Genomic DNA, 26,543 nt, shown 5'->3' with positions numbered 1-26,543 from the left:
GGTCACGGCAATGCCTCGCAGCTCGTCGGGGCGCTTGACGAGGCGGCCAGCATCTCCGCGATGCGCTCGGCCGGCACCGGGCGGCTGAACAGATAGCCTTGCATCTCGTCGCAGTCGTTGGCGCGCAGGAAGTCGCGCTGCTGCTCGGTTTCGACGCCTTCGGCGATCACGCGCAGGTTCAGTTTGTGGCCGAGCGAGATCACGGCCATCGCGATGGCCTGGTCGTCCAGGCTGTCGGCCAGGTCGCTGACAAAGCTCTTGTCGATCTTCAGGCGGCTGATCGGGAAGGATTTCAGCGCCGACAGGCTTGAATAGCCGGTGCCGAAATCGTCGATCGACAGCGACACGCCCATCGCCTCGAGCTCGCGCATCTTGTCCACCGAGCGGGCCAGGTCGCGCATGATCGAGCTTTCGGTGACTTCGACTTCGAGCGCCTCCGGCGGCAGGCCGCTGTCGCGCAGGGCGCCCGCGATGCGCTCGACCAGGCGCTTTTCCTCGAACTGGCGGGCCGAGACGTTGACCGAGACCGCGAGCGGCTGCAGGCCGGCGGCGCGCCAGGCCTGGGCCTGGGCGCAGGCGGTGCGCACCACCCATTCGCCGAGCGCCACGATCATGCCGCTTTCCTCGGCCAGGCCGATGAAGCGCAGCGGCGAGATCAGGCCGTGTTCCGGGTGGTTCCAGCGGATCAGCGCCTCGACGCCGAACACCTGTCCGGTGCGCAGGTCGACCTTCGGCTGGTACAGCAGCTGGAACTGGCAAGCCGCGCCCGCGCAGGTGTCCAGCGCAGTGCGCATCCCTTCGAGCAGCACCAGCTTTTCCTCGACGCTGGCATTCATTTCGCTGGCATAGAACTGGAAGCTGTTCTTGTTTTCCTTGGCGCGGTACATGGCCGCGTCAGCATTCATCATCAGGGTATTGGCATCGAGTCCGTCGCGCGGGTAGAGCACCACGCCCATGCTGCAGCTGACCTGCACTTCCTGGCCTTCCACCTCGACCGGCTCGGTGACGGCCTGGCGCACCTTTTCGAGCAGCGGCGTGATGGCCAGCGGGTCGCCCGACAGGTTGGGCAGCAGGATCACGAATTCGTCGCCGCCGAAGCGCGCCAGCGTGTCGTTGCGGCGCAGGCAGCGCCCCATGCGCTCGCCCACCACCTTCAGCAGCTCGTCGCCGGCATTGTGGCCGAGGCCATCGTTGACCAGCTTGAAGCCGTCCAGGTCGATGAAGGCCAGGCCCACGCTGCCGCCCTTGCGCTCGGCGTCGCGGATGGCCTGGCCGATGCGGTCGCGCAGCAGGCTGCGGTTGGGCAGTCCGGTGAGCTCGTCGTGGTGGGCCAGGTGGCGGATACGCTGCTCGGTGAGCTTGCGCTCGGTGATGTCGCGCACGATGACGACCACGCCGCCTTCGACCGGCACCACCTGGCGGTGCAGCCAGCAGTCCGGTTTGTGCGGCATGTCGGCGAGCCATTCGGCTTCGCGCGCCACGCCGTCGGTGGCCACCGCCGCCAGGTCGCCGAAGATGCCGCTGCCGATGTGGGTCGGCAGCATCACCGACATCGGCCGGCCTTCCATCCGCGCCTTGGCCAGGGCGGTGAGCTGCTCGGCGCGGGTATTGGTGGTCTCGATGATGAAATCGGCCACCTCGCCGCCGGCGCCGGGCAGCGTGCGCAACACGAAGAAGGCATCCAGGCTGGCCTCGGAGGCGGCGGCATAGGTTTCCTGCGCCAGCCGCTCGCGCCGGCGCGCCTTGGCCAGCTGCCACGACCAGGCGCTGACCAGCAGGACCACCGCCGCCAGCAGGGCGCTGCCGGCGCTGGCGGCCAGCAGCCAGGCGCGGCGCTGCTGGTGGAATTCGGCCATTTGTTCGGATTCGGACAGGCCGACCATGGCCACCAGCGGGAAGCCATTCAAGGGGCGCACGCCGCGGTAGCGCGACTCGCCGTCGAGCGGGCTCCGGCCGAGCAGCACTTCGTCCGCCTTGCCCATGGCGATGCGCTGCCCCCAGGCGACCTGCTCGCCGGTGCGCACTGCGCGCACTACGCCGTCGCGGCCGGCCACGCCGAGGAGGCCGCGCTGGCCCTGGCGCGAATGCTCGTACGAGCTGGTGAAGTAAGCCGGGTCGACCGCCACGGTGGCGACGCCGGCGAAACGGCCGTCGGCGTCGTCGATGCGGCGCGAGAAGACCACATGCGGCTCGTCCCGCCCGATGGTCTCGCTGACGAAAGGGGTATCGCCGTCGCGGTCGCGATGGAAGCTGAACCAGGCGGCACGCGAGACGTCGCCGCCGCTGCTGGCGCCCGGATTGCTGGCCAGGACGCGACCGGCGTCGTTGGTGATCGCCACATGGAACACCAGTCCCGGCGGCAGCAGGCCCTTGGCGCTCATCGCGCCCAGGGCCTGGTTCGGGCCGTTCATGGCGACGGCGTACTGCATCACGCGCAGGGTCTGGTCGATGCTGCTCAGGCTGCGCGCCATCTGCGCCTCATAGGTGTCGACCAGCTCGCGGGTGGCGTTGCGGGCGGCCTCGCGCGCCGCGGCTTCTTCGGCGCGGATCACGTGGAAGGTGGCGATCCACAAGGCCGCGATGAGCACCAGCGCGAACAGCGGCAGCGCGATATGGGTTTCCAGCCCGCGCCCGAGCAGGCGCACGAAGGCCGTGCGGCGCGCGGCGGGCGGCGCCGGGCGCGGATGCGGGTGCTCGGCCAGGGCGGCTTTCATCGCCTCAGCGCAGCACCAGGACCGGACGCACGCTGGCGTCCAGGGCGGAGCGGTCGATATAGCCGATCAAGGACGGGTTGTCGGCCACCATGCGCCGCACCGCGCTGCTGTCGGCGGCTTCGCGCGGCGGTTGGCCGCGGCCGGTGAAGACCATCTTCGACCAGTGCGCCTTGAGCAGGGCGGGGGTCTTGCCGGCAACCTGCTGGTAGAACTGGTTGCGTTCGTTCGAGCCGATGCGCTGGTCGAGCGCCATCACTTCGGCGCCGTCGGGAAAGCGTCCGGCCTGGCCGAGGAAGATGGCGGCCACCTGGTCGCCCGACAGCGCCGGGGCCGGGCTGCGCGCCGACACGATGACCACCAGTTCGGCCGCGGCGTTGCCGGAGACTGCCAGCAGCAGCGCGACTGTGGCGGCCAGGAAGTGGATGCGAATGCCCATGCGCGGCCTCAGAACACGAAGTCCAGCGCGACGCTGGCCACATGGACCGTCTGGTCCGAGCGGAAATCGGCCTGCCGGTTGATCAGGGTGCCGCGCGAGCCGCCAGTGGGCCGTACCCGGTCGTACTGGGCCTTGAGCGCGACATTGTCCATCGCGTCCCAGCGCAGCCCGGCGCTGGCGGTGTTCTGCACCGGGATGGTGGCCAGGTAGGAATTCAGGCCGGCATTGACCAGGGCCGCGGTTGGCTGCAGCCGCGGCGGCAGGCTGCCCAGCGGCAGGCCCGGATCGCTGATGGCGCTGTTGGCGCGCACCCTGGCAAACCCGAGGTAAGGGGTCAGGTCCTTCAGGCGCACGCCGCCTCCCAGGTAGAGCGAGGTGGTCTGGCCCAGCAGGGTGTGGGTATGGGTGCGGCCGATCTCTGCGCTGATGAACCACTGGCCCGGGTCGTAATTCAGGCCGGCGCTGACCACGGCCACGCGCTTGTCCTCGATCGCATAGCGCTCGGCGATGGCCGCGCCCTGCGGGCCGAAAGCGCGCAGCGCCGTGAACACTTCGGTGCCGACGCCGGTGCTCAGCTTGCCGCTCAGGATCGAGGCGCGCCCGCTCAGGGCCCCGCGTTCGATGCTGTGCGAGAGCCCGGCGACGCCGCGCGCGCGCAGGCGCTTATTATCGGACAATTCGGTGTCGGTGCGGCCGTAGAACACCTGGGTGGCATGGCGCATCTCGCCTGCGCTCCAGCGCCAGGTGGCGTCGACGCCGTCGCTGCTCGACAGCGGCAGGGCGCCATAGACCTCGACCGGGGTGCGGACCCAGGGCAGGGTGTAGCCGACCTTGCGGTAGTCGGCGGCCAGGAATACCGGCAGCGCAATGCGGCCCACGCGCACGGCGAGGTCCGGGGTCAGCTGGTATTTCACGTTGGCCCATTCGACGCGCGGACGGTAGCTGCCGGTCATGCTTTGCTCGCTCACGAGCTGCACCACGCCCGACCAGCTGCCCTGGGAGACGTCGAGCTGGGCGCCGAGGCGGCTGTCCACGTCCGGGCTCCAGCGCTCGCTGGCGCCGGCGCCGGTCGCGCGCAGAATGGTCGAGGTGTAGTCGGCGGTGCGGGTGCTGGCGTGCACCGCGCCCAAGGTGCCGAAGCCGGAAAACTTCCAGCCCGGGCCGTCGGCCGCATGGGCGCCGGCGCCGAGCAGGCTGCAGGCGAGAATGCCGCCGCGTAGCACGGCCGGCAGGAAGGTGCCGTCATGGAGGATCTGGTTCGTCATCGTGTTCAAATAGCGGCCGGGCGACGCAGAGAGCTGTGAAAATGCGCGAGCGGAAGAACGCGACGCATCCGACTTTACCCAAGGGACTGGGTAAAGTCGAGATCTTTACATACTGCAATAAATCAAACTGACAAGGTTTGTTGTGAGATGGCAACGCGGTCTTCGCCCGCCATCCACAGGCGGTTTCCCCCCAGGTCGAGCCAGGTGAGGTAGAGCCGCAAGTCGAATTCGAGCTGATGGTATGCCGGCTCCATCCAGCAGCACAGTTTATAGAAGGCCTTGTCGTGGTCTTTTTCCTTCAGGTGCGCCAGTTCGTGTACCGCGATCATGCGCAGGAAGGGCAGCGGGGCATCGCGGAACACGCTGGCCACCCGGATCTCGTGCTTGGCCTTGAGCCGGCTGCCCTGGACCCGCGAGATGGCCGTGTGCAGCCCGAGCGCATGCTGCACCACGTGGATCTTGCTGTCGTAGGCGACCTTGGCGACCGGGTCGGCCTGGCGCAGGTAGTCGTCCTTCAGCTCTTGCACGTAGGCATAGAGCGCCTTGTCGGTACGGATGCCGTGGGCGTCCGGATAGCGCTGCAGGAGGGTCTCGCCGAGCTGCCCGGCGTCGACCAGCGCCGCGACCTGGGTGCGCAGCGTGTCGGGATAGGCCGTGAGATAGGGAAGCTTGTGCATAGGGGCCGCAATGTAACACGGCGTGTGCCGCTGCGGTCCGGAGCCACGGCGCCGGGCTGCGCGCCGTGGTATGGAAACATCGGTCAGGTGGAATGACCGCTGGAGGAGGGATGGAGCGGGCAGCCTAGCCGTCCTTGCCACCCTGGCGGTTGCCGGCATTTTTCGCCGCGGCCGCCGCGCGCTGGGCCGACTGCCGGCTTTCGCCGCCCTTGCGGCCGATGTCGGCCATGTGGGCGCGGTTGCGGCTCACGGCCTCGCCGCCTTTCTGGCCGGCGCGGCGCGCTTCTTCGGAATCGAACTCGTGGGCGGTGCCTTTCTGGTGCGCTGCCTGGCCGCCCTTGCTGGCGATTTCACGCTGCTGGTTCTGGTCCATCGCCGCGAAACCGCGCTTGGCCGGCGTGCCGCTGCCGGCACCGGCCTTCTGGACGCTGCCGGACTGATTGCCCGCGCCCTTTGCGTTCTCTTTACTCGTCGCCATGTCGCTCTCCTTGTCTGCCTGTGTGCTGTCGAAGTGGGAACCCGCGAGCGCGTGTATGGATGCGCTCGTGCCGTTTAGAGGCACGGGTGACGCCTTAGTTCCGTCGGCCTCGACCCGCGACCGTCCTGCTAGCGCGGCCGTGCGCGCCGTTCGCGCAGCTCGCCGAGGGCGCCGCGCAGCAGCCCGCGCGGTTCGGTGCCGTCGATGGCGGGCGGGGGCGAGGCCATGTTCATCTGCAGCTGGAGGCGGCGCGCGCGCAGGCGCTGGCCGAGCGTGACCTGGTCGACGCCGGCGCGCGCCAGGGCAGGGAACAACAGGGTTTCCTCCTGCGCGACGTGGTGCGCCACTTCTTCGGCCAGAACGGCGACGGTGGCATCGAAAAAATCGTCTTCGGGGAACAGGGTCTCCAACTGGAGGATGAGTTCGCGCGCGCTGTCGTGCTCGAGCTCCGCGTTGTCGAGCAGGTTGTCGTCGACGATCCCGCGCAGCGCCGGGTAGAACAGTTCTTCCTCGAGCGTGGCATGCAGCGAGAGTTCGTCGCACAGGTCGTCGACCAGGCGCTCGCGCCGCTCTTCTTCCTCGCCATCGAGCATGGCGAATGCGTGGAACATGGCGCGCACGCGCGCATGGTCGGCGCGCAGCTGGGCCAGGATGCCGTCGGGCGGCTCGGGCGCGCCTAGCGGATGCATGGCGCCTCCCGGCCGGCGCCTGGCCCGCGGACGGGTTCGGGGAATGGAATCATGGTCTCCTCGCATAAGGAATTTGACGCGCCGCGCGAAAGCGATATAGACGCGCCCCACGAGAACAAGTTTAGACCATCAACCCTGAATATGCGATAGATCAAAGGAAGGCCAGGTGGACTTGCCATCCCGGCCCGGCCTCGGCCTGCTCAGGCGTCGGCGACCTTCAGCACCAGCTTGCCCAGGTTCTTGCCTTCGAAGAGCATCAAGAGCGCTTCCGGGAAGCGCTCGAAGCCTTCCGTGACATGTTCATGGCTCTTGACGCTGCCTTCCCGCATCCAGCCGGAAAGCAGAGCCACGCCTTCGGCATAGCGCGGCGCGTAGTCGAACACCACCATGCCTTCCATGCGCGCCCGGTTCACCAGCAGCGACAGGTAGTTGGCCGGCCCCTTCACCTGCCCGGTGGCGTTGTACTGCGAGATCGCGCCGCAGATGACGATGCGCGCCTTCATGTTGATCCGGGTGAGCACCGCGTCCAGGATGTCGCCGCCGACGTTGTCGAAATAGACGTCCACGCCCTGCGGGCAGTGTTCCTTCAGCCCGGCGTGGACCGGGCCGGCCTTGTAGTCGATGCAGGCATCGAAGCCCAGCTGCTCGACCACGTAGCGGCATTTGTCTTCGCCGCCGGCGATGCCGACCACGCGGCAGCCCATCTTCTTCGCCACCTGGCCGACCGTCATGCCGACCGCGCCGGCCGCGCCCGAGACCACGACGGTGTCGCCGGCTTTCGGCTGGCCGACTTCGCGCAAACCGAAGAAGGCCGTCATGCCCGGCATGCCCAGCGTGTTGAGCCAGGCCGTGAGTGGGGCCAGGCCTGGATCGATTTTCGTGAACGCGGCGGTCTTGTCGTCGGCCGCGCCGGACCAGTAGCGCTGCACGCCGGTGCCGCCGACCACGTAGTCGCCCACGGCAAAGCGCGGCGACTTCGAGGCGACCACGATCCCGAGGCCGCCGGCGCGCATGACTTCGCCGATCGCCACCGGCCGGATATACGATTTACCTTCGTTCATCCAGCCGCGCATGGCCGGGTCGAGGGACAGGTACAGCACCTTGACGACGATCCCGCCATCGAGCGGCTCGGCCACCGCTTCTTCGTGGAACAGCCAGTCTTCGTTACGCGGCATGCCGAGCGGGCGGGCGGCCAGGCGAAACTGCTGGTTCGGCGGGAATGCGTTGGTCATGCTGGTCTCCTGATGGTGTTGGCAACGTGACTATACCTTCAAGATCGCGCCCGCGTGCGGCGCGTGCGACAATAGCAGGCTTACCCCAACCCGCATCCACGCACCATGGCTATCAAAGCAACCATCTACAAGGCCGACCTGTCGATTGCCGACATGGACCGCAACTACTACGGCGACCACACCCTGACCATCGCGCGCCACCCGTCCGAGACCGACGAACGCGTGATGATCCGCGTGCTGGCGTTTGCGCTGCATGCCGACCCGGCCCTGGCCTTTACCAAGGACCTGTTCGACGTCGAGGAACCGGCCCTGTGGCTGAAGGACCTGACCGGCGCCATCGACCTGTGGATCGAAGTCGGCCAGCCGGACGAGAAGCGCATCCTGAAGGCGGCAGGACGATCAAGCAAGGTCGTGGTGTACAGCTACAGCGCCACCAGCGACATCTGGTTCAAGGGCATCGCCAACAAGATCGACCGTGCCCGCAACGTCTCGGTGATCAACATCCCGAGCGAGACCAGCAGCCAGCTCGAAAAAATGGCGAAGCGCAACATGCAGCTGCAGTGCACGATCCAGGACAGCCAGATCTGGCTGACCGACGGCGTCGACACGGTGCTGGTCGAGCGCGAATACCTGCGCGGCTCGTTGTAGGCGATCGCAGTACTGCTATCATTTCCTCTTCCATTTACTCATCGGTGCCGCATATGACCCGACAGCTTCTTGCCCTGCTTGCGAGCAGCCTGATTTCCGCTTCCGCCTTTGCCCAGGTGAGCGTGCTCGACCCCTGGATCCGCGCTACCGTGCCGCAGCAGAAGGTCACCGGCGCCTTCATGCGGGTACAGTCGGCCGCGCCGTCGCGCCTGGTCGGCGTCCAGACCGAGGTGGCCGGCCGCGCCGAGCTGCACGAGATGGCGATGGACGGCCAGACCATGCGCATGCGCCGCGTGGAGTCGATCGAGCTGCCGGCCGGCAAGCAGGTGAACCTTGCCAGCGGCGGCTACCACGTCATGCTGATGGACCTGAAGCGCCAGGTGAAAGAGGGCGAGACCATCGCCGTCACCTTGACAGTGCAGGATGCGGCGGGCAAGCGCCAGGACGTGAAGGTGAACGTGCCGGTGAAGCCGCTGACGCATAGCGCGCACGCGGGGCATTAATCCAGACAACATGGCCGGCATATGCCGGCCATGTTGTTTTCGCGCCCGCTTACCGCGGCGCCGCCGCGATCCGGCGCGCATCGCCCGACCCCACCACCGACTTGCTGATGCGCGGATCGCCGTAATAATTGACGTCGCCCGAGCCGGCGATGGTCATGCTCAGTTCATGCCGTACCCACACGGTCGCTTCACCCGAACCGGCCACGCTGATGCTGGCGCTGTCCGACTGCACCCGCCCCATGTCCACCGTGCCCGAGCCGCCGATCGAAACCGACAGCTTGCGCGCATTGCCGCCCGCCGCCTTGAAGTCGCCGCTGCCGCCCAGGCTCACCGCTACCGATTCGCTCTCCAGGCTGCGCACGTTGATCTCGCCCGAGCCGCCCAGGTCGATGTCCAGGCGCGGCGCGCGCAGCACGTCGGCATCCACCGAACCGGAGCCGCCCAGCGCAAGGCGCTCGATCTGGCGCGCATGCACCACGATCTTGAGGTTGCGGGTCTTCAGGTTCAGGTTGCGCTTGGACGGGCGGATCTTCAGGGTGCCGTTCTCGACCACGGTTTCCACCAGCGGCAGCAGGTTGTCGTCGGTTTCGATGGTGACCGACTCCGTGTCGCCCAGGCGAAGTTCCAGCTTGCCCGGCACTTCGAAGGCCAGGCCGGTGAAATGCGAGACCTGGCGCTGCTGGCGCTTGATGCTGCCGCTGCCTTGCACTTGCTCGCCGCTCCAGGGCCATTCGGCGGCATAAGCAGGGGCGGTGGCGCAGGCTAGAAAGGCCACGAGGGCGCTGGCCAGGGCGACGGCGCGCAGGCCGGTCGCGGAAAGGGTGGTCTTGTTCATGGTAGTCTCCTCGGGAAGCGTTTGTCGATGTGGCCATCCTAGGCAAACGCCGGGCCTGGCGCATGCCCCATGCGACGAATTGCACAGCTTACGGCCCAGAATGCAAGGTGGCGGGACAGGCTGCTGACCGGTCACGCGCACTGCATGCCTATCCTGAACGGCCGGTTTGCACTAGAATCGTGCGCTTTTTGCCCCGGTTCCGTGCCGGAGGAAGCAAGCATGAACCTGATTCTCCTGGTAATGGCCTTCTGCGTCGGCGTCGCGATGTCGATCCAGGCTGCCGTCAATACCCAGTTGGCCTCGTCGATCGGCGCCAATTCCGTGGTCGCCGCCTTCGTATCCTTTGCCTGCGGCACCATCGTGCTGGGCGGCATGGCGCTGTCGCGCGGCGGCCTCGGCACCACTTTTGCTGCCCTGGCCGTCCAGCCGCCATGGAAGTTCGCAGGCGGCTTCCTGGGCGCCGCCTTCGTCTTCGGGACGGTGTTTTTGGCGCCGCGCATCGGCCTGCTCAGCCTGATCGTGCTGGTGATCGCCGGCCAGCTGATCACCTCGATGGCGATCGACCATTTCGGGCTGATCCAGATGGCGGCGAGGAAAGTATCGAGCGTCAAGATGCTGGGCGCCGGTATAGTGGCGCTGGGCGTGGCGGTGACCCTGTTCGGCGAGCGCATCGTTGCGAGTTTTGGACGCTAAGCCCCTCGCTGAAATTATTCTTTCACTTTTGCAATCTTTCGACGAGGCATGGTTCTATAATATCCGACACTAGTTAACCTTTTCCTAAGTGCCGGCCAGATGGAACATCACCAGTCCTCGCAGATCCCCACCCTCTCGTATATCGAGAACGAAGACCATCCGGTATTCGGCACCCTGGTCGAGCAGATCCTCCACCTGCTCAATTCGCGCCTGGTGTTCTCGGACATCATCATTCACCAGAACAGCCCGCTGATGCTGCGCCAGCCCAAGGGGCTGGTGGCGGTGACGGATTCGCCGATCACGAAGGAAGAGCTGGAAGAGTTCTTCGACGTAATCGAGCCGAACTGGAACGAGCGCATCCAGGTGCGGGCCTTCGACCGCTCGATCGACCTGCACACCGCGCGCATCCGCGCCAACTGCTTCTCCTTCCAGGGCAAGAAGCGCCTGGGCTGCGTGATCCGCCGCTTCCCGAAGGAGCCGGTGGCGCTGTCCGAGCTGGGCCTGTGGAAGGACGAGCAGGAATTCGCGCGCCTGAACAGCGGCCTGGTGCTCATCATCGGCGACACCTGCCAGGGCAAGTCGACCACCATCGCTTCGATGATCGACGAGATCAACAAGCACCGCTCGGGCCACATCATCACCATCGAAGACCCGGTCGAGACCCTGATCCCCCAGCGCAAATGCATCATCACCCAGCGCGAAGTGGGCGTGGACGGCGACGTCGAAAGCTATTACCTCGGCGCGCTCGACGCGCTGCGCGAGCGTCCGGACGTGATCGTGATCGGCGAGATCCGCGATGCCGAAACCGCCCAGGAAGCGCTGGCGCTGGCCGAATCCGGCCCGCTGGTGCTGGCCACGCTGCACGCGCGTTCCACGGAACTGGGCCTGCAGAAGATGCTGCGCCTGCTCGGCAACTCCGAAGCCCAGGCCCAGGCACTGGCGCACGCGCTGCGCGGCGTGCTGTGCCAGGCGCTGCTGCCATCGGTCGAAGGCAACCGCTACCACCTCGCCACCGAATGCCTGACGCCAAGCCCGGCGATCATGCGCATGCTGGAATCGGGCGACGTGGGCGGGATTCGCGCCCACATGAATGCGGGGCGCGATGCCGGCTGCCACACGATGAATGCCTCGCTCGAGCAGCTGCTGGCTTCGCACAAGGTGCGGGTCGAGGATGCGCGCAATGCCACGACCGACCGGGTGTCGTTCGCGGACATGGTCTAGCTAAACCGGCAGGATCACAAGGCCTGTTCCCACACCAGGCGCCATACCGGGCGCACGCGGTAGAGCGTCGTGCGCGTCAGCGCGCGCTCGCCTTCGTACACCAGCCGTTCGCTGTAGTTCCGCTGCAGCAGGCCAGACACCGACAGCCGCAGCCGCGAGCCGCTGCCGCGCTTCCATAATCCGTACAGGTCGAGCTGGCGCCGGACGCCATTGTCACTGAAGAGCAGGGCGCTCGAGCGGTAGGCAACCCGGCCGCGGTACGAATAACTGCCGCCGAGATCGACGCCGCTGGTTGTCGCGGCGTAGTCCATCCCGAGATTGCCGCTATGCGCGGCCTGGCCTTCGATGCGGTTGCCAGGGGCCGGCACGCTGTCGACACGCGACCAGTTGCGCGCCAGGTTGACGCGGGCCGTCAGTGCTCCGCGCGTGGCGCGTCCTTCGAACTCGATACCGCTCACGGTCGCGTCGCCCGCGTTGACCGGCATGGCGGTCCAGACGCCATCCCGCTGCTCGACCCGCGTGAGCGTGGTGTCGCGGATGCGCTTGTGGAAGGCGCTGATGCCGACCATGTCGCTTTTCCCCAGATAACGCTCCCAGGCCAGGTCGATCCCCAGCGCGAGTTCGGGGCGCAAGCCCGGATTGCCTTGCTGGTCGGGGTTGGTGGCGCTGTTGTTGTTGTCGACCGTATAGCGGCGCGGCATCAGCTGGATGATGTTCGGCGCCTTGTAGGTACGGCTCACGGCGAAACGGAACTGGTCGTGCGGCCCGGCATCATTGTCTGCCCGCTGGGGCTTGAACAGCGCCTGGAACACCGGGCTCCAGGCGCCGGCATCGACGTCGACCGGTGCATCGGCATTGCCTTCGCCACGGGTAGTCAGGTCTTCGCGACGCAGGCCTGCATAGGCGGACCAGCCCTCGGCGATATCCCATTCGTCCTGGATGAAGAAGGCGCTGCGCGCCACCGTGGCGCGATAGGCCTCGTCGCTGAGCAGCAGCACGGCGCCCCGGGCGTCGAGATGGCGCTCGCGGCGGTATTCGCTGCGCCCCTTGCGGCCGAATTCCCAGCCGGCGGCCAGCGCGTGGCTGCCCCACAGAGGGCGGCGCCAGCTGCCGCTGAAGGTCGATTCGCGCTCGATCGGGCCGGAGGCGACTTCATGAATCTCGAGCAGGCGGTCCTGCAGGTCCAGGCCGCGGTATTCGAACGCTGCGTCGCGCTTTGTGTAGAAGCCCGACAGTTTCATCGCCAGCCGGGCGCCGGTTTCAAACTTGCGCGTCCAGGCCAGGTCGGCATACGCGTTCAGCGGACGGGTTTCGTAGCGCTGGTCGGCGTGCGGAAACGCGGTCGGAGTGCCGGTTTCGGTGGTTTCATCCTCGCGCTTGGCATTGTCGATATGGCGTGTGCGCAGGTAGCCGTGCGAGGTGAGGGTGTCCGCCGCCGTTGGCTGCCAGGAGAGGCGCGGCGCCAGTTCCAGCAGGTCTTCCACCTGGTGGTCGGTCCATGCCGTGCGGCGCAGCAGCGCGGGATTGGCGCCTTCCTCCAGGGTGAGGGCGGCGATCGGGTTCACCTGGCGCTTGAAGGTGGCGCTGACCGAATACGCGAGGGTCTTGGTGCGGCCGCTGTGCTGGGCCACCAGCTGGGGCGCCGCATGACCTGCGGTGATGGCGCTGCCTGCCTTGATCTCGTTGCCACTGCCGCCCGTGGGCGTGCCGGCGCGCCGCAGGATCACGTTGATGGTGCCAGCCATCGCCTGGCCGCTGGTCTCGGCGGTGGCGGCGCGCTTGATCTCGATGCGGTCGACCAGGTCGGGGCTGATCGACTCGAGTGAAAAGCCGCCGGGCGCGGGCAGGCCGTTGAGCAGGATGGCCACATAGCCTGCGCCCATGCCGCGCATGCGCACCTCAGGCGCCTTGCCGGCGGTGGCGTCGACGGTAATGCCGGGCTGGCGCTTCAGGACCTCGGCCAGGCTGGCGTCGCCCTGGCGCAGCAGCTCGTCGCGGCCCACCACGATGCTGGTGGTGGTCGACAGTGCGCGCTGGTTGCCGGCGTCGGCCGTGACAACGACCTGCTGCATGGGAGTGGATTGGGCGGACGCACTGGCGTGCGCCGCCAGCAGCAGCGCGCAGGCGCTGCCGGTTCGGAAGGTTCGCATGGTGATTTAAGGAGTGGGTGAGGCGGGACTTGGCGCACCTGGGCTGCAGTGCTCGAGCTTCGTGTCGAACCATCCGCCAGGCCGGCAGGCGCCGGAAACCAGGGCGCGCACGCGTGCCACGCGGGTGTCGTAGGCCGCGCGCTGCTTGAGCGGATGGAAGCCGTTGGGCGCCTTGATCATGGCGACCAGGCCGATGAATTCGTCTAGCGTCGTGGCGTCCAGCGGCTTGCCCAGGTAGCTTTCGGCGGCCTGGGGCAGGCCCCTGATCTGCCGGCCTTCGTGGGTGCCCATGTAGACCTGGGACACGTAGAGCGCCAGTTGCTGCTCCTTCGGCAGCCGGGCATTGAGCACCACGGCCATCACGTCGCGCCCGAAATCGATCTTCTTGCAGCAATCGAACACGTTGCGGTAGAGCGTTTGCAGTGCGCCGGCGATTCCGGTGAACTGCGCGCCAACCAGGTAGACGTCGCGTGCGACGGCCGAGGAGATGGTCGCCAGGCCCTGGCCCGGCGCCAGGCTGACGCCGCGATGGGTGAGGAAGCTGGGGTCTTCCACCTGCGTCAGGATCGCTGTTTGCCTTGGCGAGAGCTGCGCAACAGGAGGGGCCCCCGCGCCTGCCATGGCTTCGTCGAAGCTCGCCCAGGCCCAGCCGGCGGCGATGGCGAGGTAGGCCAGCATGAAGGCCGGTAGCGCCAGCAGCAGTTTTTTCTTTGTCAGGGCAGGCATCGTTATCTCTTTTGGGATCCGTCGGCGGCGCTTCCAAGCAGGGCTTGCGGATCGATGCTGGCGCCGTGGCGCGAGACCTCGAAATGGAGATGGGGCCCGGTCACCTTGCCGGTCGCACCTGTCAGCGCGATCGGCTGGCCGGCATGCACCACGTCGCCGGTGCGCACGAGCCGCCCATCCAGGTGGGCATACAGGCTGCGGGTGCCGTCCGCGTGGTCGATGACGACGACCTTGCCGTAGCGCGCGCCACCCTCGTAGCGGTCGGTCGAGACGGCGACCCTGCCGCCGGCCGGCGCCATCACGGCCGTGCCGCGGGCAGCGCCCAGGTCGATGCCGCCATGCGGTTTGCCGCCCGGACGGTTGACGGAACCGAAGGCGCTGGTCACGCGCAGGTTTGCCAGGGGCGCCCGCCATGTCGTTGCGGCTCCTGCGGCTTGCGCACCGAGAGGCGGAACCGGCAGCGTGGCTGGCGCGGCCTGGTTCCACGCGAACCGGGGCTGCAGCAGCACGCTGGCGCCGCACAGGCCCGGTAACAGCAGCAAGGCGGCCATGCCGGCCCACGGCGCCTGCGCTGCCGGGTGGGCATCGCGGATCAGGCGGATTCGCTGGGCCACGGCCTGGCCACCGTGGAGGCCGAAGGCCAGCGAGGCCGGCCCCAATGCCTGCGGCAGCCCAGTGCTGGAGCGCAGCTGGACCGCCAGCTGCGCCAGCAGGGCGGCGGCATAGCTGCGGCGCTCGCTGCTCGGGCGGCCTGCCAGCACGGCGCGGTCGCAGCCGAGTTCCAGCGCCCACTGCAGGCGCTGCCGGAAGCCGTGCGCGGCAGGAACGAACCACAGGATCGCTTGCAGCCCGCTAGCTGCGTGCTGCCAAAGATGGTCAAGGCGGCGCAGGTGCGCCAGTTCATGCGCGACGATCAGTTCCTGCTGCGCCGGCGGCAAGGCGCGCATGTGGCGCGGCAGCAGCAGGACGGGGTCGAACAGGCCCGCCAGCATCGGCGACACCGGCGCATCGATTTCCAGCACCGCCGGCACGGGGCCTTGATGCCGTGCGAAAGCGGGATGGGAGCGCAGGGCAGGGCCGTCCAGGCGGTCGGCGAGGCCTGCCAGCGCACGTAGTTCGCGCCGGATGCGCTGCCAGCGCCATGCATGCCAGGCGCCGCCGGCGAGATAGGTGGCCAGCCAGAGCCAGGCGAGTGTCGGCAGCGTCTCGTCTGCAGACAGATCGTCGACGCCGCCCGGCAGCAGATCCATGACCGCGGATACGGGCATGTAAGACGCGAGGCCCGCGCCGGCAGGCTGCGGCGCGGCCGCGAACAGGCTCAGTTGCGAGGCGCCGGGAAGCAGTACCAGCACCAGCGTGACGGCGCCGGCCAGCAGTGCGATCAGCCAGGGGCTGCGCCGTGATTCGAGGCCCGGCCAGCGCCGGCGCGCCAGGTGCAGCAGCGCCCAGGCCAGGCTGGACGCGGCCAGGGTGGTGATGCTTGCCTGCAGGAAGAGCAAGGGAAAATGCGAGAGGGTCATGCTCGCTCCTTGGCGTCGGGCCAGTCATGCAGCAGCTGTTCCAGCTCGGCCAGCTCGGCGTGATTGACCAGCTTCGAGCCGGTGAACATATTGACCGGCAGCGGCGCGTCCATCTCCATGACGCGGCGCCCGAAATCGCGGGTGAAGGCGGCCAGGGTCTCGATCTTGTCCAGCGCCGCGGTGTAGACATTCACCCCGTGGACCGGCGCCAGGGTGACCATCTGTTTTTCCACCATCCGCTCGAGCGTCTTGCGGGTGGATGAGTACGACCACTGCAGCTCGGGCGCGGCCTGGTCGTGGAGTTCGCGGGCGGACAGGGGCTGTTGCCGCCAGAGGCATTTCAGCAGCGTCAGTTCGGTAACGGAAGGAATGGACACGATGGCCTCCTTTGTGACTGGTGACGCAATCATACGACAAGTGTCACACGCCGGCAAGACCCGTAGTGAACGAAGGGAGAATAGGCTATCGTTGCGCAATTCACTCCACGCCAGCGACCATGATCTCAGTCCAGCGGCACGCTGCGGTAACGATTCACGTCGGGGGTGGCCACCGGCGGAGCGGCGTTGCCCCAGCTGGCGCGCACATAGCTCAAGACGGCCGCCACCTGCGCATCGTTCAACTCGTGGCTGTAGGGCGGCATCCCGTACGGCCGCGGATTGCCCTTGGTCCCCGGCGGGAAGCCCCCATTGAGCACGATCCGGATCGCGTTCACGGCCGGCGTCAGCGTCACCGCGCGGTTGCCGGCCAGCGGCGGGTAGCCCGGCGCCTTGCCCTTGCCGTCCGCGCCGTGGCAGTCCACGCAATAGCTGCCGTACAGTCGCTTGCCTTCAGCCAGCAGCGGCTCATTCGGCCGCTCCACCTCGAGCTGTGCGGGCACGTCCTTCGAGGGCAGCGATTTCAGGTAGGTGGCCATCGCGCCCACGTCCTGCGCCGACAGGTGCTGCAGGCTGCGCGCCACCACTTCGGCCATCGGGCCGGTGGCCGTGCCGCGCGGCGAGACACCGGTCTGCAGCAGCGCGACGATGTGCTCCCGGTCCCAGTCTCCCAGTCCCGCTTCCGCGCCCGAGGTGAGGGAAGGCGCATACCAGCCGATGGTCGGGATCAAGCCGCCCGACAGCGTGTCGCCGGCCGCGCCCAGGCGGTTGCGGGTGCTGTGGCATGCGCTGCAATGGCCGAGGCCCTCGACCAGATAGGCGCCGCGGTTCCATTCGGCGCTGCGCGCAGGCGCAGGCGTGAAGGCCGCCGGCTTGAAGTAAAGCAGGCGCCAGCCGGCGAGCATGGCTTGCTGGTTGTAGGGGAACCCGAGTTCGTGCGGCGTGTTCGGCCGGCGCGTGGGCGGCAGGCTGCGCAGGTAGGCAAACAGCGCATCGGAATCGGGACGCGACACCTTGGTGTAGTTCGTGTAGGGGAAGGCCGGATAGAGCAGGCGGCCGTCGCGCGCCCTGCCATTGTGCAGGGCGCTCCAGAACTCGTCGGCGCTCCAGTTGCCGATGCCGGTCTCGCGGTCCGGTGTCAGGTTGGGTCCGTACAGGCGTCCAAAAGGCGTGTCCAGTGCGCGGCCACCCGCGTATTCCACGCCGCCGCGCACGGTGTGGCAGGCCACGCAGTCGCCGGCCCGCGCAAGGTAGGCGCCCCTGGCGATGTTGCCGGGCGTCGCGGCCCATGCGGCGGGCGAGGTGGAGGCAATGAATTCGTCGCGCGGCCAGGCGATGGCGACCGCCACCGCGGCAGCGGCGGCAAGCACGAAAAAGGCGATGCGCTTCTTCATGGCGCCTCCGGGGCGCTGCCGCAGGCAATCGGCAAGGGGCGCGCGACCGAGGCGACCGGGCGCGGGTCGCTCGGCACCGGCTGGGCGGCGAGCCAGCTGGATACCGCGGCGACGTCCTCGAACGAGAGGCGGGCAGTGATGGTCGCCATGCAGTCGGGCGTATGAGCGCGGCGCGCCTTGTTGCGCCAGGCGCCGAACTGCGCGTTGACGTAGTCGCGCGGCAGGCCAAGCAGGCCGGGGATGGCCGGTTCGACGCCGGTCAGGCGCTGGCCGTGGCAGGCCACGCAGGCCGGCAGCTTGCGCGCCGCGTCGCCGTCGAAGACAAGCTGGCGGCCGCGTTCGAGCGCTTGCGGCGTCGCGCTTGATGCCGCCGCGGCGTGCGCGCTCGGGGGCTGGGCCGCGTAGAAGCCGGCGATCTCGCGCAGGTAGGCGTCGGGCAGGTGGTCGACCAGGTAGGTCATGAGCGGGTACTGGCGCCGGCCTTCGCGGAAGTTCAGCAGCTGGTTGTACAGGTAGCCGGCCGGCTTGCCGCCTATGCGCGGGAAATACATGTCATTGACCGGATTGCCTCTGGCGTCGAGGCGCGCATGGCAAGCGGTGCAGGCGACCAGGCGCTGGGCCAGGGTGTCGGGCACTGCCTGGGGCGCGGCCTGGGCGGCGCAGGCGACCAGCGACAGTGCTGCGAACATGCGGGAAGCACTCATGGGTTCACCGATTGTGGAGATGCCGGGATGATAACGCGGATCAAGGCCCAGGGGCCCGCCCTTGCTATAATCGCAGCCCTTTGGCCAATGGGGTGCAGCATGGGTGTGAGCTATACGGAAGGCGTATTCAGGGACAAGAATCCCATCAAGCGCTGGCTCCAGCGCCAGCGGCTGGTCAGCGCCCTGGGCTTCACGCAGAAGGCGCGCGAAGCCGTCAGCTGCGTGCTCGATTTCGGCGCCGGCAGCGGGGAGCTGTGCAAGCACCTGGTCCACGCCTACCCGAACGCCACGATCATCTGCTACGAGCCCTGCTCGGACCTGCTGGAAGAGGCCAGGCGCGAACTGGCGGGCCTGCCGCGGATCGAGTTTTTCGCCTCTTTCGACGCGCTGCCGAAAGGGCAGGCCGATGTGCTGTTCTGCCTCGAGGTCTTCGAACACATCCCGCTGTCGATGCGCGCCAGATCGCTGGGCGAGGTCGACTCGCTCCTGACGCAGGATGCGGAAGTGGTGTTCGGGGTGCCGGTCGAAGTGGGTCTGCCGGCCCTGTACAAGGGCATGTTCCGCATGAGCCGGCGCTATGGCGCCTTCGACGCGCGTCCAAAAAACGTCTTGCTGGCGGCGCTCGGCATGCCGCCGAAAGAGCGCCCGGTCGGGATCCTGCCGCCCGACGTCGAGGTGCACAACGAGCACATGGGGTTCGATCACCGGGTGTTTCGCAAGGCGATCGCGGAGACGTTTTCGCTGGTAAAGGCGAGCGCCAGCCCGTTCCCGCTGCTGGGGACGGCGGTGAATCCGGAGGCGTATTTCGTGGTGAGAAAACGGGCGGTTTCGTAACCGTTAACCTGAAGACCGCCGCAGGCCGGTGCCTGATTCTTGCGCGCAGCTGTCAGCGCGCGCAAGCATGAGATAGTGGGTGTTCGACGAAATGGGGCCCGGCTTTCGCCGGGGCGACGGTCTTGAAGCTAGTGGCAGGAAATACAGGTGCGGAGAACGCAGCGCCCTCCGATCAACAGCACTGCCTTACTCCACCGGCCCCGCCTTCCACAAGCGGTATACCCGCAGCGCCACGTGCGCATCGTCGGCCGCGTACAGCACCTGCTTGTCGCTCAGCTGGGGCAGGGCCCAGTTGGTGGTGGTGATGCGGCGCGATTTTTGCAGCTTCTGGCCGAAGAAGCGCGCCACGGCGGTCTTGGCGCCCAGGGTATTGCGTTCGCCGCGGCGGCGCAGGGCGGTCGACAGGTCGAGCACGTTGTGCGTCTCGACGCCGAGCTTGGCGCGCAGGCGCTTGAGGTCGTCGCCCAGGCCGAAACCCACTTTCAGGATGGTCTCCGATTCCAGCACCGGTTTCAGCACCGTCAGTGCGGTCTGCGCGCTGGCCGCGCTGCCGATCTGGAACAAGTAGGCCAGTTCGCCGGTCGCGAGCTGCACCAGGTGCGGTCCGGTCGAGACTTCGCCCTTGGCGAAGGTGGGCTTGGATTCGGTGTCGAAGCCGATCGCGTCGGCCTGTGACAGCGCCGCCAGTGCGGCGGCGGCGTCCAGCGGCGTGCGCACCAGGCGCACGTCCGCCAGCCGGATGCCGTCATAGGGCGGCAGCAGCTCCGGGTCGACGTTCATCGACGCCGGCTCAGTTCTTGGAAAACTTGGAAGCAAGGGCTTTGAGCTTTTCCTGGCGTTGGCGGTTCGCTTCTTCTTCGGCAGCCGCTTCGCGTTCGGCCTTCTTGCGGTCGGCTTCCTTCTTGAAGCGCTGCTGCAGCAGCTCTTTCGCGTGCAGGCGGTGGGTGTCGGTCACTTCGGCGCCGGCGGCGCCGTCGAGGTCGAAGCGCACCTTGGCTTTTTCCATCGCGCGCAGGTAGCGCATCGAGCCGGTATGGATGCCGAGCGCGGCACGCATGATCTTGCGGTCCAGGCCGGGCATGCGCGTCAGCAGTTGCTTGTCGATGCCGATCGCCAGCGGCAGGCAGTCGCGGAAGGCCGGGAACGCTTGCTGGAGCTGCTTGAGCAGGGCGCGGGCCGAGCCCGGCTGGCCGGTGGCGGGAGCAGCGGCAGCGGCTGCGGCTGCGGCGTCGGTGGAAACGGCCTCGGCCACCGGTGCGGCGCCGGCCCCTGCGTCGGCCGAACCAGCTTGGTCCGCAGCATCCGCTGCCGGAGCGGCGGATGGCGAACTGGCCTCGGCAGGCAGGTCAGGGGTGGCGGGAGCGGTGGTATCGACGGACTCTGCAGCGGTAATGGTATTCATTGACTTCATGGTAAGAACGGGAATGCGAAGGATAGCACGGCGCCCGTGCGCCAGCGCGGCCGTATTGTACTTCTTCTATTAAACTTGCGGACTCAGCCACGGCCGGGCGGCGTGCAGGCGGAAAAACGTGTATGATCCGCCTCTTGCCTTGCGCACGGCTTGCGCCGTCGCAGGCCTGCCGGGAAGTCGACAGGCGGTGTCATATTCAACGCGGTGATATCCATTATGGGATATATCAATTATCACCAATTCTTGCAATACGGCATAATCTCGCTTCCCTCTATGTTCCCTGAACTATAGAAGCAAGCCCGTTAGATCCGACGGGCTTTTTTTCGTTTCGACATGCATGCCGTGATTTCAGACACCATTTTTTCCTTGCCCACTTGCTGCCACCTCCCATCGAATGTTGGCGGCCGAGGGGGATGCGTGCTTGAAGTCGGCCTGCCTTCCCTCAGCTAGGGCCACTTCCGTTCCCCGTATCCGACCCGCACGCGGGTCCCGCTGGATTATTACTTCGCAGGCCTTCCACCGGCCTCGACTGGAGAGAGTTTTACTATGAAAAACACCGCCAAGACACTGACACTGACCGCCAAAAAAGCGCCCGCCAAGGCAACGGCACAGCTGGCAGTGCCGAAAACCGCGACCTCCTACTTCCTCGAAACGGAAGCGGCGGCCAAGGTCACGGTGGTGAAAACCCGCTCGCGCCTGACGTCGGTCAAGGCCGCGCAGGACGCACCAGTCGACGAAGTCGCAGCACAGGTGGAAGCAGTCGACGTGCCGATGGAAGCCGTGGCTGAGGTGGCCCCGGCCGTCGAGGCAACGGCCGACTCGGCCGATGACTACGTGCCGGCCGCGGCGGCAACCCCGGCGGCGGCGCCCGTGATCGTGCGCAAGCGTACATCGAAACTGGCCGTTCTGAAAGCCGCTTCCGAGCCCGCCTCGGACTTGGCCCAGACCGAAGCGGCGCCGGCTGTCGACGCCGTGGCAACTCCGGTGGCGGCTGCCGAAGTTGTCGACGAGGCGCCGAAGGCCGTGCGCACCCGCCGCCGCACCGACGCGCCCGTGGTTGCGGCCCCGGCCACGGCAGTGGGCACGGTCAGCTCGACTACCGACGCCGCCAAGCTGGCGGCGATCGACACCACCGGCTACCTGCTGCCGCAGGTCAAGGTGCCGGGCCGTCGCGGCCGCAAGCCGAGCGAGTTCGTGCCGGAAAACGACGAAGTCGCCGCACTCAACACCATCGAGCGCTCGGAACTGAAGGCCGCATCGAAGCTGCGCGAGCGCCGTGCCAAGGGCCTGCCGGGCGCGGTCGTGGCCGGCTTCTCGGAAGCGGAACTGGAAAAGCGCCGCACCCAGCTGAAGAACCTGATCAACATGGGCAAGGAGCGCGGCTACCTGACCCACGCCCAGATCAACGACCAGCTGCCGGAAAACATCGTCGACCCGGAAGCGATCGAAGGCATCATCGCCACCTTCAACGACATGGGCATCGCGATCTACGAGCGCGCCCCGGAAGCGGAAATGATGCTGCTGTCGGACAACGTGCCGACCGCGACCAGCGAAGACGAAGTCGAAGCGGCCGCCGCCACGGCGCTGTCGACCGTCGACTCGGACTTCGGCCGCACCACCGACCCGGTCCGCATGTACATGCGTGAAATGGGCGCCGTGTCGCTGCTGACGCGCGAAGGCGAGATCGAGATCGCCAAGCGCATCGAAGATGGCCTCAAGGACATGGTCCAGGCAATTTCCGCCTGCCCGACCACGATCTCGGAAATCATCGCGCTGTCGCACAAGATCGCCGCCGACGACATGAAGATCGACGACGTGGTGGACGGCTTCGTCGACCACAACGCCTCGGCGCCTGCCCCTGCGCCGGCGCCGGCCAGCGGCGCTTCGCGTGCCGGTGACGACGAGGAAGAAGAAGAGGAAGAAGTCGAGGAAGAGGAAGAAGACGGCGCCGTCGGCGGCGGCGCGGCCGGCTACTCGACCGAGCAGCTTGTCCAACTGCGCAAGAGCGCGCTGGAAAAGTTCGCACTGATCGAAAAGCAGTTCGACCGCATGGGCCATGCCTTCAAGACCGTCGGCTACGGCTCGGATGAATACGAAGAGGCGCAGGCCATCATCTCGACCGAGCTGCTGGGCATCCGCTTCACCGCCAAGATCGTGGAAAAGCTGTGCGACACGCTGCGCCACCAGATGGACGAAGTGCGTGCTATCGAGCGCGCCGTGCTGGACATCTGCGTGAACCGCTGCGGCATGCCGCGCGCCCACTTCATCAAGGTTTTCCCGGGCAACGAAACCGATCTGCAATGGGGCGACCGCGAAGTCGATTGCGCCTACCCGTACAGCGCCGTGCTCAGCCGTAATCTGCCGGCCATCAAGGAACTGCAGCAGCGCATGATCGACCTGCAGGCGCGCGTGGCGCTGCCGCTGGCCGACCTGCGCAAGATCAACAAGCAGATGGCGGCGGGCGAGAAGCGCGCACGCCAGGCCAAGCGCGAAATGACCGTGGCCAATTTGCGCCTGGTGATCTCGATCGCGAAGAAATACATCAACCGCGGTCTGCAATTCCTCGACCTGATCCAGGAAGGCAATATCGGCCTGCTGAAGGCCGTGGACAAGTTCGAATACCGCCGCGGCTACAAGTTCTCGACCTATGCGACCTGGTGGATCCGCCAGGCGATCACGCGTTCGATCGCCGACATGGCCCGCACCATCCGCGTGCCGGTGCACATGATCGAGACGATCAACAAGATGAACCGCATTTCGCGCCAGATCATGCAGGAAACCGGCAGCGAGCCGGACCTGCCGACCCTGGCCCTGAAGATGGAAATGCCAGAGAACAAAGTTCGCGAGATCATGAAGATCGCGAAAGAGCCAATTTCGATGGAAACCCCGATGGGCGAGGACGGCGATTCGCAACTGGGCGACTTCATCGAAGACAACACCACGCTGGCTCCGCTGGACGCCGCGCTGCACGCGTCGATGCGCAACGTGATCAAGGAAGTGCTGGACTCGCTGACCCCGCGCGAAGCCAAGGTGCTGCGCATGCGCTACGGCGTCGAGATGTCGAACGACCACACGCTGGAAGAAGTCGGCAAGCAGTTCGACGTCACCCGCGAGCGGATTCGCCAGATCGAAGCCAAGGCCATGAGCAAGCTGCGCCAGCCGTCGCGTTCGGACAAGCTCAAGACCTTCCTGCACAACCACTAAGAGTTTTGCCAGTTGGTAAAAAAAACCGCCCCGTCAATGACCGGGCGGTTTTTTTTCGCCTGATGCAGTCCATCAACAACGCTTCGTTTGTTTCTTGCAAACGATGCGACAAGCATATGTTGACGCCGGCGGATTAAACAAACGATTATTCTTCAAAGCAACTTTAATCGATCCGCGGCATCCAGTGCCATCCCCGTCTCTTTGGAATCCCATGAAGCATTTCGCCATCCTCACCGCGCTCGGCCTGTGCGCCACTCCCGCCATCCACGCCCAGGACCGGATCGCCACCGACCGTCCCGATTTCGTTGAATCCAGCAATGTCGTCGGCAACAGCCGGCTGCAGGTGGAAACCAGCCTGCTGCTCGAGCGCGACCGCAGCGGCGCTGCGCGCGATCGCATTGTGTCGACGCCGACCCTGCTGCGCTATGGCATCGGCTAGACGTTTGAGCTGCGCGCCGAAACCGATGGCCGCATTGTCAACCACCATACCGAAGGCGGCCAGCGCAGCACCGAGGCCGGTTATGCCGACACCTCGCTCGGCGTGAAATGGCATGCCATGGATGCGGCCGGCAGCCTGCCGTCGGTCGGGGTGCTGCTGCACGCCGACCTCGACAGCGGCTCGCGCGCCTTCCGCGGCCAGGGCCTGCGCCCGTCGCTGCGCGTGGTGGGCGAGTGGGAACTGCCGAACGACTTGTCGCTGGGCGTCATGCCCGGCATTGGCATCGAGCGCGGCGACACCGGCCGCTACCGCTATGGCATCCTCGGCGTGGTGCTCGGCAAATCGATCAACGAGCGCCTGCGTGGCTTCGTCGAAGTGGCGATGCCGCAGATCGCCCGCAGCATGGATGGCGGCATCCAGGCCAGCTTCGATGCCGGCGGCGCTTACCTCCTGTCCGATACCGTCCAGCTCGACGCGATGGTCTCGCGCGGCCTGAACAGCCGTACCCCCGACCTGGCCTTCACCGTGGGCCTGTCCTTCAAACTTTAAGAGCACGTGATGAAACTGAGCATCAAGCACCAGCTGCGCCTGTCCTACCTCGTCACGCTGGTCTTTTGCAGCGTGGTCGGCCTGATCGGCTACCTGTCCGTGCAGTCGCTCGACCGCTCGATGGATGCCGTCAGCGTCAACGGCGCAGCCCTGCGCGACCAGATGCAGGCCGACATGATGCACGACGCGCTGCGCGCCGACGTGCTCGCGGCTTTGATGGCCGCCACCCTGGAAGAACAGGCGGCCGCCAGGCGCGACGCCGACGAGCATGCCGCCACTTTCGGCAGGACGCTCGCCGCGCTCGACGCCCATGCCACCAATGCCGCCGTCAAGGCGGCTGTCGACAAGGTGCGTCCGGACGTCGCCGCCTACCTGAAAAGCGCCGCCGCCATCGTGGCCCAGGCCGGCGCCGACCAGGCCGCCGCGCGCCAGGCCTTCGGCGGCTTCATGGATGGCTTCCGCAAGCTCGAAGGCACCATGGGCGCCCTGAGCGAATTGATCGAGAAGGATTCGGACGCCGTGCGCGCCGAAGGCGATGCCGTGGTCACCTCGGCCTCGCTGCGCATCCAGCTCACCGCGCTGGCGTCCATGGTCGCCACCATTGCGATGGGCTACTTCCTGATCCGCGGCATTGTGCGCCCGCTCGAGCAGGCCGTGGTGTTTGCCGACCGTATCGCCCGCGGCGACCTCGGAGGTGACGAAGGCACGGTGGCGGAAAGCGACCGTACCGAAACGGCACGCCTGCGCCGCGCGCTCGACGCGATGCGCGCCAGCCTGCACGGGATCGTCAGCGCCGTGCGCGACGGCACCGATTCCATCGGCACCGCCTCGCAGGAAATCGCCGCCGGCAACCTCGACCTGTCGCGCCGCACCGAAACCCAGGCCGGCTCGCTGGAAGAAACCGCGTCCTCGATGGAAGAACTGACCGCCACCGTGCGCCAGAATGCCGACAACGCGCGCCAGGCCAGCCAGCTGGCTGCGTCGGCCACCGAGGTTGCGACCCGCGGCGGCGCCGTGGTGAACCAGGTGGTGCAGACCATGGGCGCCATCGACCAGGCGTCGCGCAAGATCGGCGACATCATCGGCGTCATCGAAGGCATCGCCTTCCAGACCAATATCCTGGCGCTGAACGCTGCGGTGGAAGCGGCGCGCGCGGGCGAGCAGGGCAGGGGCTTCGCGGTGGTCGCCAGCGAGGTGCGCGCATTGGCGCAGCGCTCCAATTCCGCCGCCAGGGAAATCAAGGTCCTGATCGACTCCACGAGCAGTACGGTGGGCGAGGGCAACCGCCTGGTCGGCCAGGCTGGCGGCACGATGAGCGAGGTCGTCGCAGGCGTGCAGCGCGTGAGCGACATCATGTCCGAGATCAGCGCCGCCAGCCGCGAGCAGGAGGCGGGCATCGGGCAGGTCAACCAGGCCATCGGCGAGATTGACGCCGCCACGCAGCAAAATGCCGCGCTGGTGGAGCAAGCCGCCGCCGCGGCGGAGTCGCTCCAGGTACAGGCCGAGAAGCTGGCCGAGCTGGTGGGCGTGTTCAACCTGGGCGCTGCGAAGACTTCGGCCGCGCGCCGTCCGGTGGCATCAAGGGCGCCGGCGCTCGCACTGCGCTGAGATTTTCCAGCGACACCAGCTTTCTCCAGTCTTTCGCCCGGCAAGGGGTAACCGGATGCCGCCATGCATCCGGGTTATGCCGCACAACCTGAAATTCATTGGTTGTCAAAATTGCTCGGGCGTACTCTTTTTTGCGGATGGCAATACGTCGGTGCTTGGAGAGGCGCCGTGCATTGCCACTAGCGCGCCGCCAGCGTTATCGGCTGCCTGGGCGTTCACTCAACCCGCAAAAAATTCAC

At 67.0% G+C, this 26,543-nt stretch carries 25 protein-coding genes; 9 read left to right on the top strand and 16 right to left on the bottom strand.

Going from position 1 to position 26,543, the window contains the following annotated elements:
• Positions 1 to 2 precede the first annotated feature (2 nt).
• From AC56K1_RS13290 to AC56K1_RS13260, 7 genes are all read right to left on the bottom strand, one after another.
• Complete coding sequence (locus AC56K1_RS13290) at positions 3 to 2,714, bottom strand: bifunctional diguanylate cyclase/phosphodiesterase (protein WP_497158312.1); 2,712 nt, start codon at positions 2,712 to 2,714, stop codon at positions 3 to 5.
• Between the two features lie 4 nt (positions 2,715 to 2,718).
• On the bottom strand, positions 2,719 to 3,150 hold the full coding sequence (locus AC56K1_RS13285) for a phosphate ABC transporter substrate-binding protein (protein ID WP_497158311.1): 432 nt from the start codon (positions 3,148 to 3,150) through the stop codon (positions 2,719 to 2,721).
• 8 nt (positions 3,151 to 3,158) lie between these two features.
• The gene (locus AC56K1_RS13280) at positions 3,159 to 4,415 is read right to left on the bottom strand and encodes a hypothetical protein (RefSeq protein ID WP_497158310.1); all 1,257 of its coding nucleotides are present in this window, start codon (positions 4,413 to 4,415) and stop codon (positions 3,159 to 3,161) included.
• A gap of 122 nt (positions 4,416 to 4,537) precedes the next feature.
• On the bottom strand, positions 4,538 to 5,092 hold the full coding sequence (locus tag AC56K1_RS13275) for a YgjP-like metallopeptidase domain-containing protein (protein WP_497158309.1): 555 nt from the start codon (positions 5,090 to 5,092) through the stop codon (positions 4,538 to 4,540).
• Positions 5,093 to 5,216: 124 nt separating this feature from the next.
• Positions 5,217 to 5,570, bottom strand: coding sequence for a KGG domain-containing protein (locus AC56K1_RS13270; protein ID WP_497158308.1), 354 nt, complete (start codon positions 5,568 to 5,570; stop codon positions 5,217 to 5,219).
• A 128-nt stretch (positions 5,571 to 5,698) separates the two neighbouring features.
• A complete protein-coding gene (locus tag AC56K1_RS13265; protein WP_497158307.1) occupies positions 5,699 to 6,259 on the bottom strand; it encodes a hemerythrin domain-containing protein in 561 nt (186 codons plus the stop codon).
• Positions 6,260 to 6,459: 200 nt separating this feature from the next.
• Complete coding sequence (locus AC56K1_RS13260) at positions 6,460 to 7,491, bottom strand: NADP-dependent oxidoreductase (protein ID WP_497158306.1); 1,032 nt, start codon at positions 7,489 to 7,491, stop codon at positions 6,460 to 6,462.
• Between the two features lie 105 nt (positions 7,492 to 7,596).
• Here AC56K1_RS13260 and AC56K1_RS13255 point away from each other — a divergent pair, with 105 nt between their 5' ends.
• A complete protein-coding gene (locus AC56K1_RS13255) occupies positions 7,597 to 8,139 on the top strand; it encodes a YaeQ family protein (protein WP_497158305.1) in 543 nt (180 codons plus the stop codon).
• Between the two features lie 53 nt (positions 8,140 to 8,192).
• Entirely contained in the window at positions 8,193 to 8,642 is a 450-nt protein-coding gene (locus tag AC56K1_RS13250; RefSeq protein ID WP_497158304.1) for a copper chaperone PCu(A)C, read from the top strand.
• A gap of 49 nt (positions 8,643 to 8,691) precedes the next feature.
• Here the strand turns inward: AC56K1_RS13250 and AC56K1_RS13245 are convergent, their stop codons facing one another.
• Entirely contained in the window at positions 8,692 to 9,477 is a 786-nt protein-coding gene (locus AC56K1_RS13245) for a head GIN domain-containing protein (RefSeq protein WP_497158303.1), read from the bottom strand.
• Between the two features lie 219 nt (positions 9,478 to 9,696).
• Between AC56K1_RS13245 and AC56K1_RS13240 the strand changes: the two genes are divergently transcribed.
• Both AC56K1_RS13240 and AC56K1_RS13235 read left to right on the top strand, forming a co-directional pair.
• Entirely contained in the window at positions 9,697 to 10,170 is a 474-nt protein-coding gene (locus AC56K1_RS13240; protein WP_497158302.1) for a DMT family transporter, read from the top strand.
• Between the two features lie 99 nt (positions 10,171 to 10,269).
• Positions 10,270 to 11,391, top strand: coding sequence for a type IV pilus twitching motility protein PilT (locus AC56K1_RS13235; RefSeq protein ID WP_489875073.1), 1,122 nt, complete (start codon positions 10,270 to 10,272; stop codon positions 11,389 to 11,391).
• A gap of 14 nt (positions 11,392 to 11,405) precedes the next feature.
• Here the strand turns inward: AC56K1_RS13235 and AC56K1_RS13230 are convergent, their stop codons facing one another.
• From AC56K1_RS13230 to AC56K1_RS13205, 6 genes are all read right to left on the bottom strand, one after another.
• Complete coding sequence (locus AC56K1_RS13230; RefSeq protein WP_497158301.1) at positions 11,406 to 13,541, bottom strand: TonB-dependent receptor plug domain-containing protein; 2,136 nt, start codon at positions 13,539 to 13,541, stop codon at positions 11,406 to 11,408.
• Positions 13,542 to 13,547: 6 nt separating this feature from the next.
• Positions 13,548 to 14,267 (bottom strand): transglycosylase domain-containing protein, encoded by a 720-nt coding sequence (locus tag AC56K1_RS13225; RefSeq protein ID WP_497158300.1) that lies wholly within the window; start codon positions 14,265 to 14,267, stop codon positions 13,548 to 13,550.
• A 2-nt stretch (positions 14,268 to 14,269) separates the two neighbouring features.
• On the bottom strand, positions 14,270 to 15,787 hold the full coding sequence (locus tag AC56K1_RS13220; protein WP_497158299.1) for a peptidoglycan DD-metalloendopeptidase family protein: 1,518 nt from the start codon (positions 15,785 to 15,787) through the stop codon (positions 14,270 to 14,272).
• Positions 15,784 to 16,164, bottom strand: a complete 381-nt coding sequence (locus tag AC56K1_RS13215) for a BlaI/MecI/CopY family transcriptional regulator (RefSeq protein ID WP_497158298.1) — start codon at positions 16,162 to 16,164, stop codon at positions 15,784 to 15,786. Before AC56K1_RS13215 ends, AC56K1_RS13220 begins: the two co-directional genes overlap by 4 nt.
• A gap of 125 nt (positions 16,165 to 16,289) precedes the next feature.
• Positions 16,290 to 17,555 (bottom strand): c-type cytochrome, encoded by a 1,266-nt coding sequence (locus AC56K1_RS13210; protein ID WP_497158297.1) that lies wholly within the window; start codon positions 17,553 to 17,555, stop codon positions 16,290 to 16,292.
• Positions 17,552 to 18,259: a c-type cytochrome gene (locus tag AC56K1_RS13205; protein ID WP_497158296.1), complete on the bottom strand. Its 708-nt coding sequence runs from the start codon at positions 18,257 to 18,259 to the stop codon at positions 17,552 to 17,554. Before AC56K1_RS13205 ends, AC56K1_RS13210 begins: the two co-directional genes overlap by 4 nt.
• A gap of 99 nt (positions 18,260 to 18,358) precedes the next feature.
• On the opposite strand from AC56K1_RS13205, the gene AC56K1_RS13200 reads away from it, so the two are divergent.
• Positions 18,359 to 19,093 carry a class I SAM-dependent methyltransferase gene (locus AC56K1_RS13200; protein WP_497158295.1) on the top strand — a complete coding sequence of 245 codons (735 nt, stop codon included), beginning with the start codon at positions 18,359 to 18,361 and terminating at the stop codon, positions 19,091 to 19,093.
• Between the two features lie 186 nt (positions 19,094 to 19,279).
• On the opposite strand, the gene AC56K1_RS13195 is transcribed toward AC56K1_RS13200, so the two are convergent.
• On the bottom strand, positions 19,280 to 19,873 hold the full coding sequence (locus AC56K1_RS13195) for a 3'-5' exonuclease (protein WP_497158294.1): 594 nt from the start codon (positions 19,871 to 19,873) through the stop codon (positions 19,280 to 19,282).
• A 10-nt stretch (positions 19,874 to 19,883) separates the two neighbouring features.
• Entirely contained in the window at positions 19,884 to 20,495 is a 612-nt protein-coding gene (locus tag AC56K1_RS13190; protein ID WP_497158293.1) for a ProQ/FINO family protein, read from the bottom strand.
• Between the two features lie 555 nt (positions 20,496 to 21,050).
• Between AC56K1_RS13190 and rpoD the strand changes: the two genes are divergently transcribed.
• From rpoD to AC56K1_RS13170, 4 genes are all read left to right on the top strand, one after another.
• Entirely contained in the window at positions 21,051 to 23,708 is a 2,658-nt protein-coding gene (gene rpoD / locus AC56K1_RS13185) for an RNA polymerase sigma factor RpoD (RefSeq protein ID WP_497158292.1), read from the top strand.
• Between the two features lie 211 nt (positions 23,709 to 23,919).
• Positions 23,920 to 24,147 (top strand): hypothetical protein, encoded by a 228-nt coding sequence (locus AC56K1_RS13180; protein ID WP_497158291.1) that lies wholly within the window; start codon positions 23,920 to 23,922, stop codon positions 24,145 to 24,147.
• Positions 24,148 to 24,156: 9 nt separating this feature from the next.
• Entirely contained in the window at positions 24,157 to 24,696 is a 540-nt protein-coding gene (locus tag AC56K1_RS13175; RefSeq protein ID WP_497158428.1) for a transporter, read from the top strand.
• Positions 24,697 to 24,705: 9 nt separating this feature from the next.
• Positions 24,706 to 26,304: a methyl-accepting chemotaxis protein gene (locus tag AC56K1_RS13170; RefSeq protein ID WP_497158290.1), complete on the top strand. Its 1,599-nt coding sequence runs from the start codon at positions 24,706 to 24,708 to the stop codon at positions 26,302 to 26,304.
• Positions 26,305 to 26,543: the final 239 nt, after the last annotated feature.

Source organism: Telluria sp. ZB4P37, assembly GCF_059685855.1.
The sequence above is the reverse complement of the archived record's forward strand: the minus strand, read 5'-3'. Positions and strand labels throughout refer to the sequence as shown.

Excerpts from the sequence above, each read along its gene's own strand:
- AC56K1_RS13290 (WP_497158312.1), bottom strand. The coding sequence starts at position 2,714 with ATGAAAGCCGCCCTGGCCGAGCACCCGCATCCGCGCCCGGCGCCGCCC.
- AC56K1_RS13285 (WP_497158311.1), bottom strand. The coding sequence starts at position 3,150 with ATGGGCATTCGCATCCACTTCCTGGCCGCCACAGTCGCGCTGCTGCTG.
- AC56K1_RS13280 (WP_497158310.1), bottom strand. The coding sequence starts at position 4,415 with ATGACGAACCAGATCCTCCATGACGGCACCTTCCTGCCGGCCGTGCTA.
- AC56K1_RS13275 (WP_497158309.1), bottom strand. The coding sequence starts at position 5,092 with ATGCACAAGCTTCCCTATCTCACGGCCTATCCCGACACGCTGCGCACC.
- AC56K1_RS13270 (WP_497158308.1), bottom strand. The coding sequence starts at position 5,570 with ATGGCGACGAGTAAAGAGAACGCAAAGGGCGCGGGCAATCAGTCCGGC.
- AC56K1_RS13265 (WP_497158307.1), bottom strand. The coding sequence starts at position 6,259 with ATGCATCCGCTAGGCGCGCCCGAGCCGCCCGACGGCATCCTGGCCCAG.
- AC56K1_RS13260 (WP_497158306.1), bottom strand. The coding sequence starts at position 7,491 with ATGACCAACGCATTCCCGCCGAACCAGCAGTTTCGCCTGGCCGCCCGC.
- AC56K1_RS13255 (WP_497158305.1), top strand. The coding sequence starts at position 7,597 with ATGGCTATCAAAGCAACCATCTACAAGGCCGACCTGTCGATTGCCGAC.
- AC56K1_RS13250 (WP_497158304.1), top strand. The coding sequence starts at position 8,193 with ATGACCCGACAGCTTCTTGCCCTGCTTGCGAGCAGCCTGATTTCCGCT.
- AC56K1_RS13245 (WP_497158303.1), bottom strand. The coding sequence starts at position 9,477 with ATGAACAAGACCACCCTTTCCGCGACCGGCCTGCGCGCCGTCGCCCTG.
- AC56K1_RS13240 (WP_497158302.1), top strand. The coding sequence starts at position 9,697 with ATGAACCTGATTCTCCTGGTAATGGCCTTCTGCGTCGGCGTCGCGATG.
- AC56K1_RS13235 (WP_489875073.1), top strand. The coding sequence starts at position 10,270 with ATGGAACATCACCAGTCCTCGCAGATCCCCACCCTCTCGTATATCGAG.
- AC56K1_RS13230 (WP_497158301.1), bottom strand. The coding sequence starts at position 13,541 with ATGCGAACCTTCCGAACCGGCAGCGCCTGCGCGCTGCTGCTGGCGGCG.
- AC56K1_RS13225 (WP_497158300.1), bottom strand. The coding sequence starts at position 14,267 with ATGCCTGCCCTGACAAAGAAAAAACTGCTGCTGGCGCTACCGGCCTTC.
- AC56K1_RS13220 (WP_497158299.1), bottom strand. The coding sequence starts at position 15,787 with ATGACCCTCTCGCATTTTCCCTTGCTCTTCCTGCAGGCAAGCATCACC.
- AC56K1_RS13210 (WP_497158297.1), bottom strand. The coding sequence starts at position 17,555 with ATGAAGAAGCGCATCGCCTTTTTCGTGCTTGCCGCCGCTGCCGCGGTG.
- AC56K1_RS13205 (WP_497158296.1), bottom strand. The coding sequence starts at position 18,259 with ATGAGTGCTTCCCGCATGTTCGCAGCACTGTCGCTGGTCGCCTGCGCC.
- AC56K1_RS13200 (WP_497158295.1), top strand. The coding sequence starts at position 18,359 with ATGGGTGTGAGCTATACGGAAGGCGTATTCAGGGACAAGAATCCCATC.
- AC56K1_RS13195 (WP_497158294.1), bottom strand. The coding sequence starts at position 19,873 with ATGAACGTCGACCCGGAGCTGCTGCCGCCCTATGACGGCATCCGGCTG.
- AC56K1_RS13190 (WP_497158293.1), bottom strand. The coding sequence starts at position 20,495 with ATGAATACCATTACCGCTGCAGAGTCCGTCGATACCACCGCTCCCGCC.
- rpoD (WP_497158292.1), top strand. The coding sequence starts at position 21,051 with ATGAAAAACACCGCCAAGACACTGACACTGACCGCCAAAAAAGCGCCC.
- AC56K1_RS13180 (WP_497158291.1), top strand. The coding sequence starts at position 23,920 with ATGAAGCATTTCGCCATCCTCACCGCGCTCGGCCTGTGCGCCACTCCC.
- AC56K1_RS13170 (WP_497158290.1), top strand. The coding sequence starts at position 24,706 with ATGAAACTGAGCATCAAGCACCAGCTGCGCCTGTCCTACCTCGTCACG.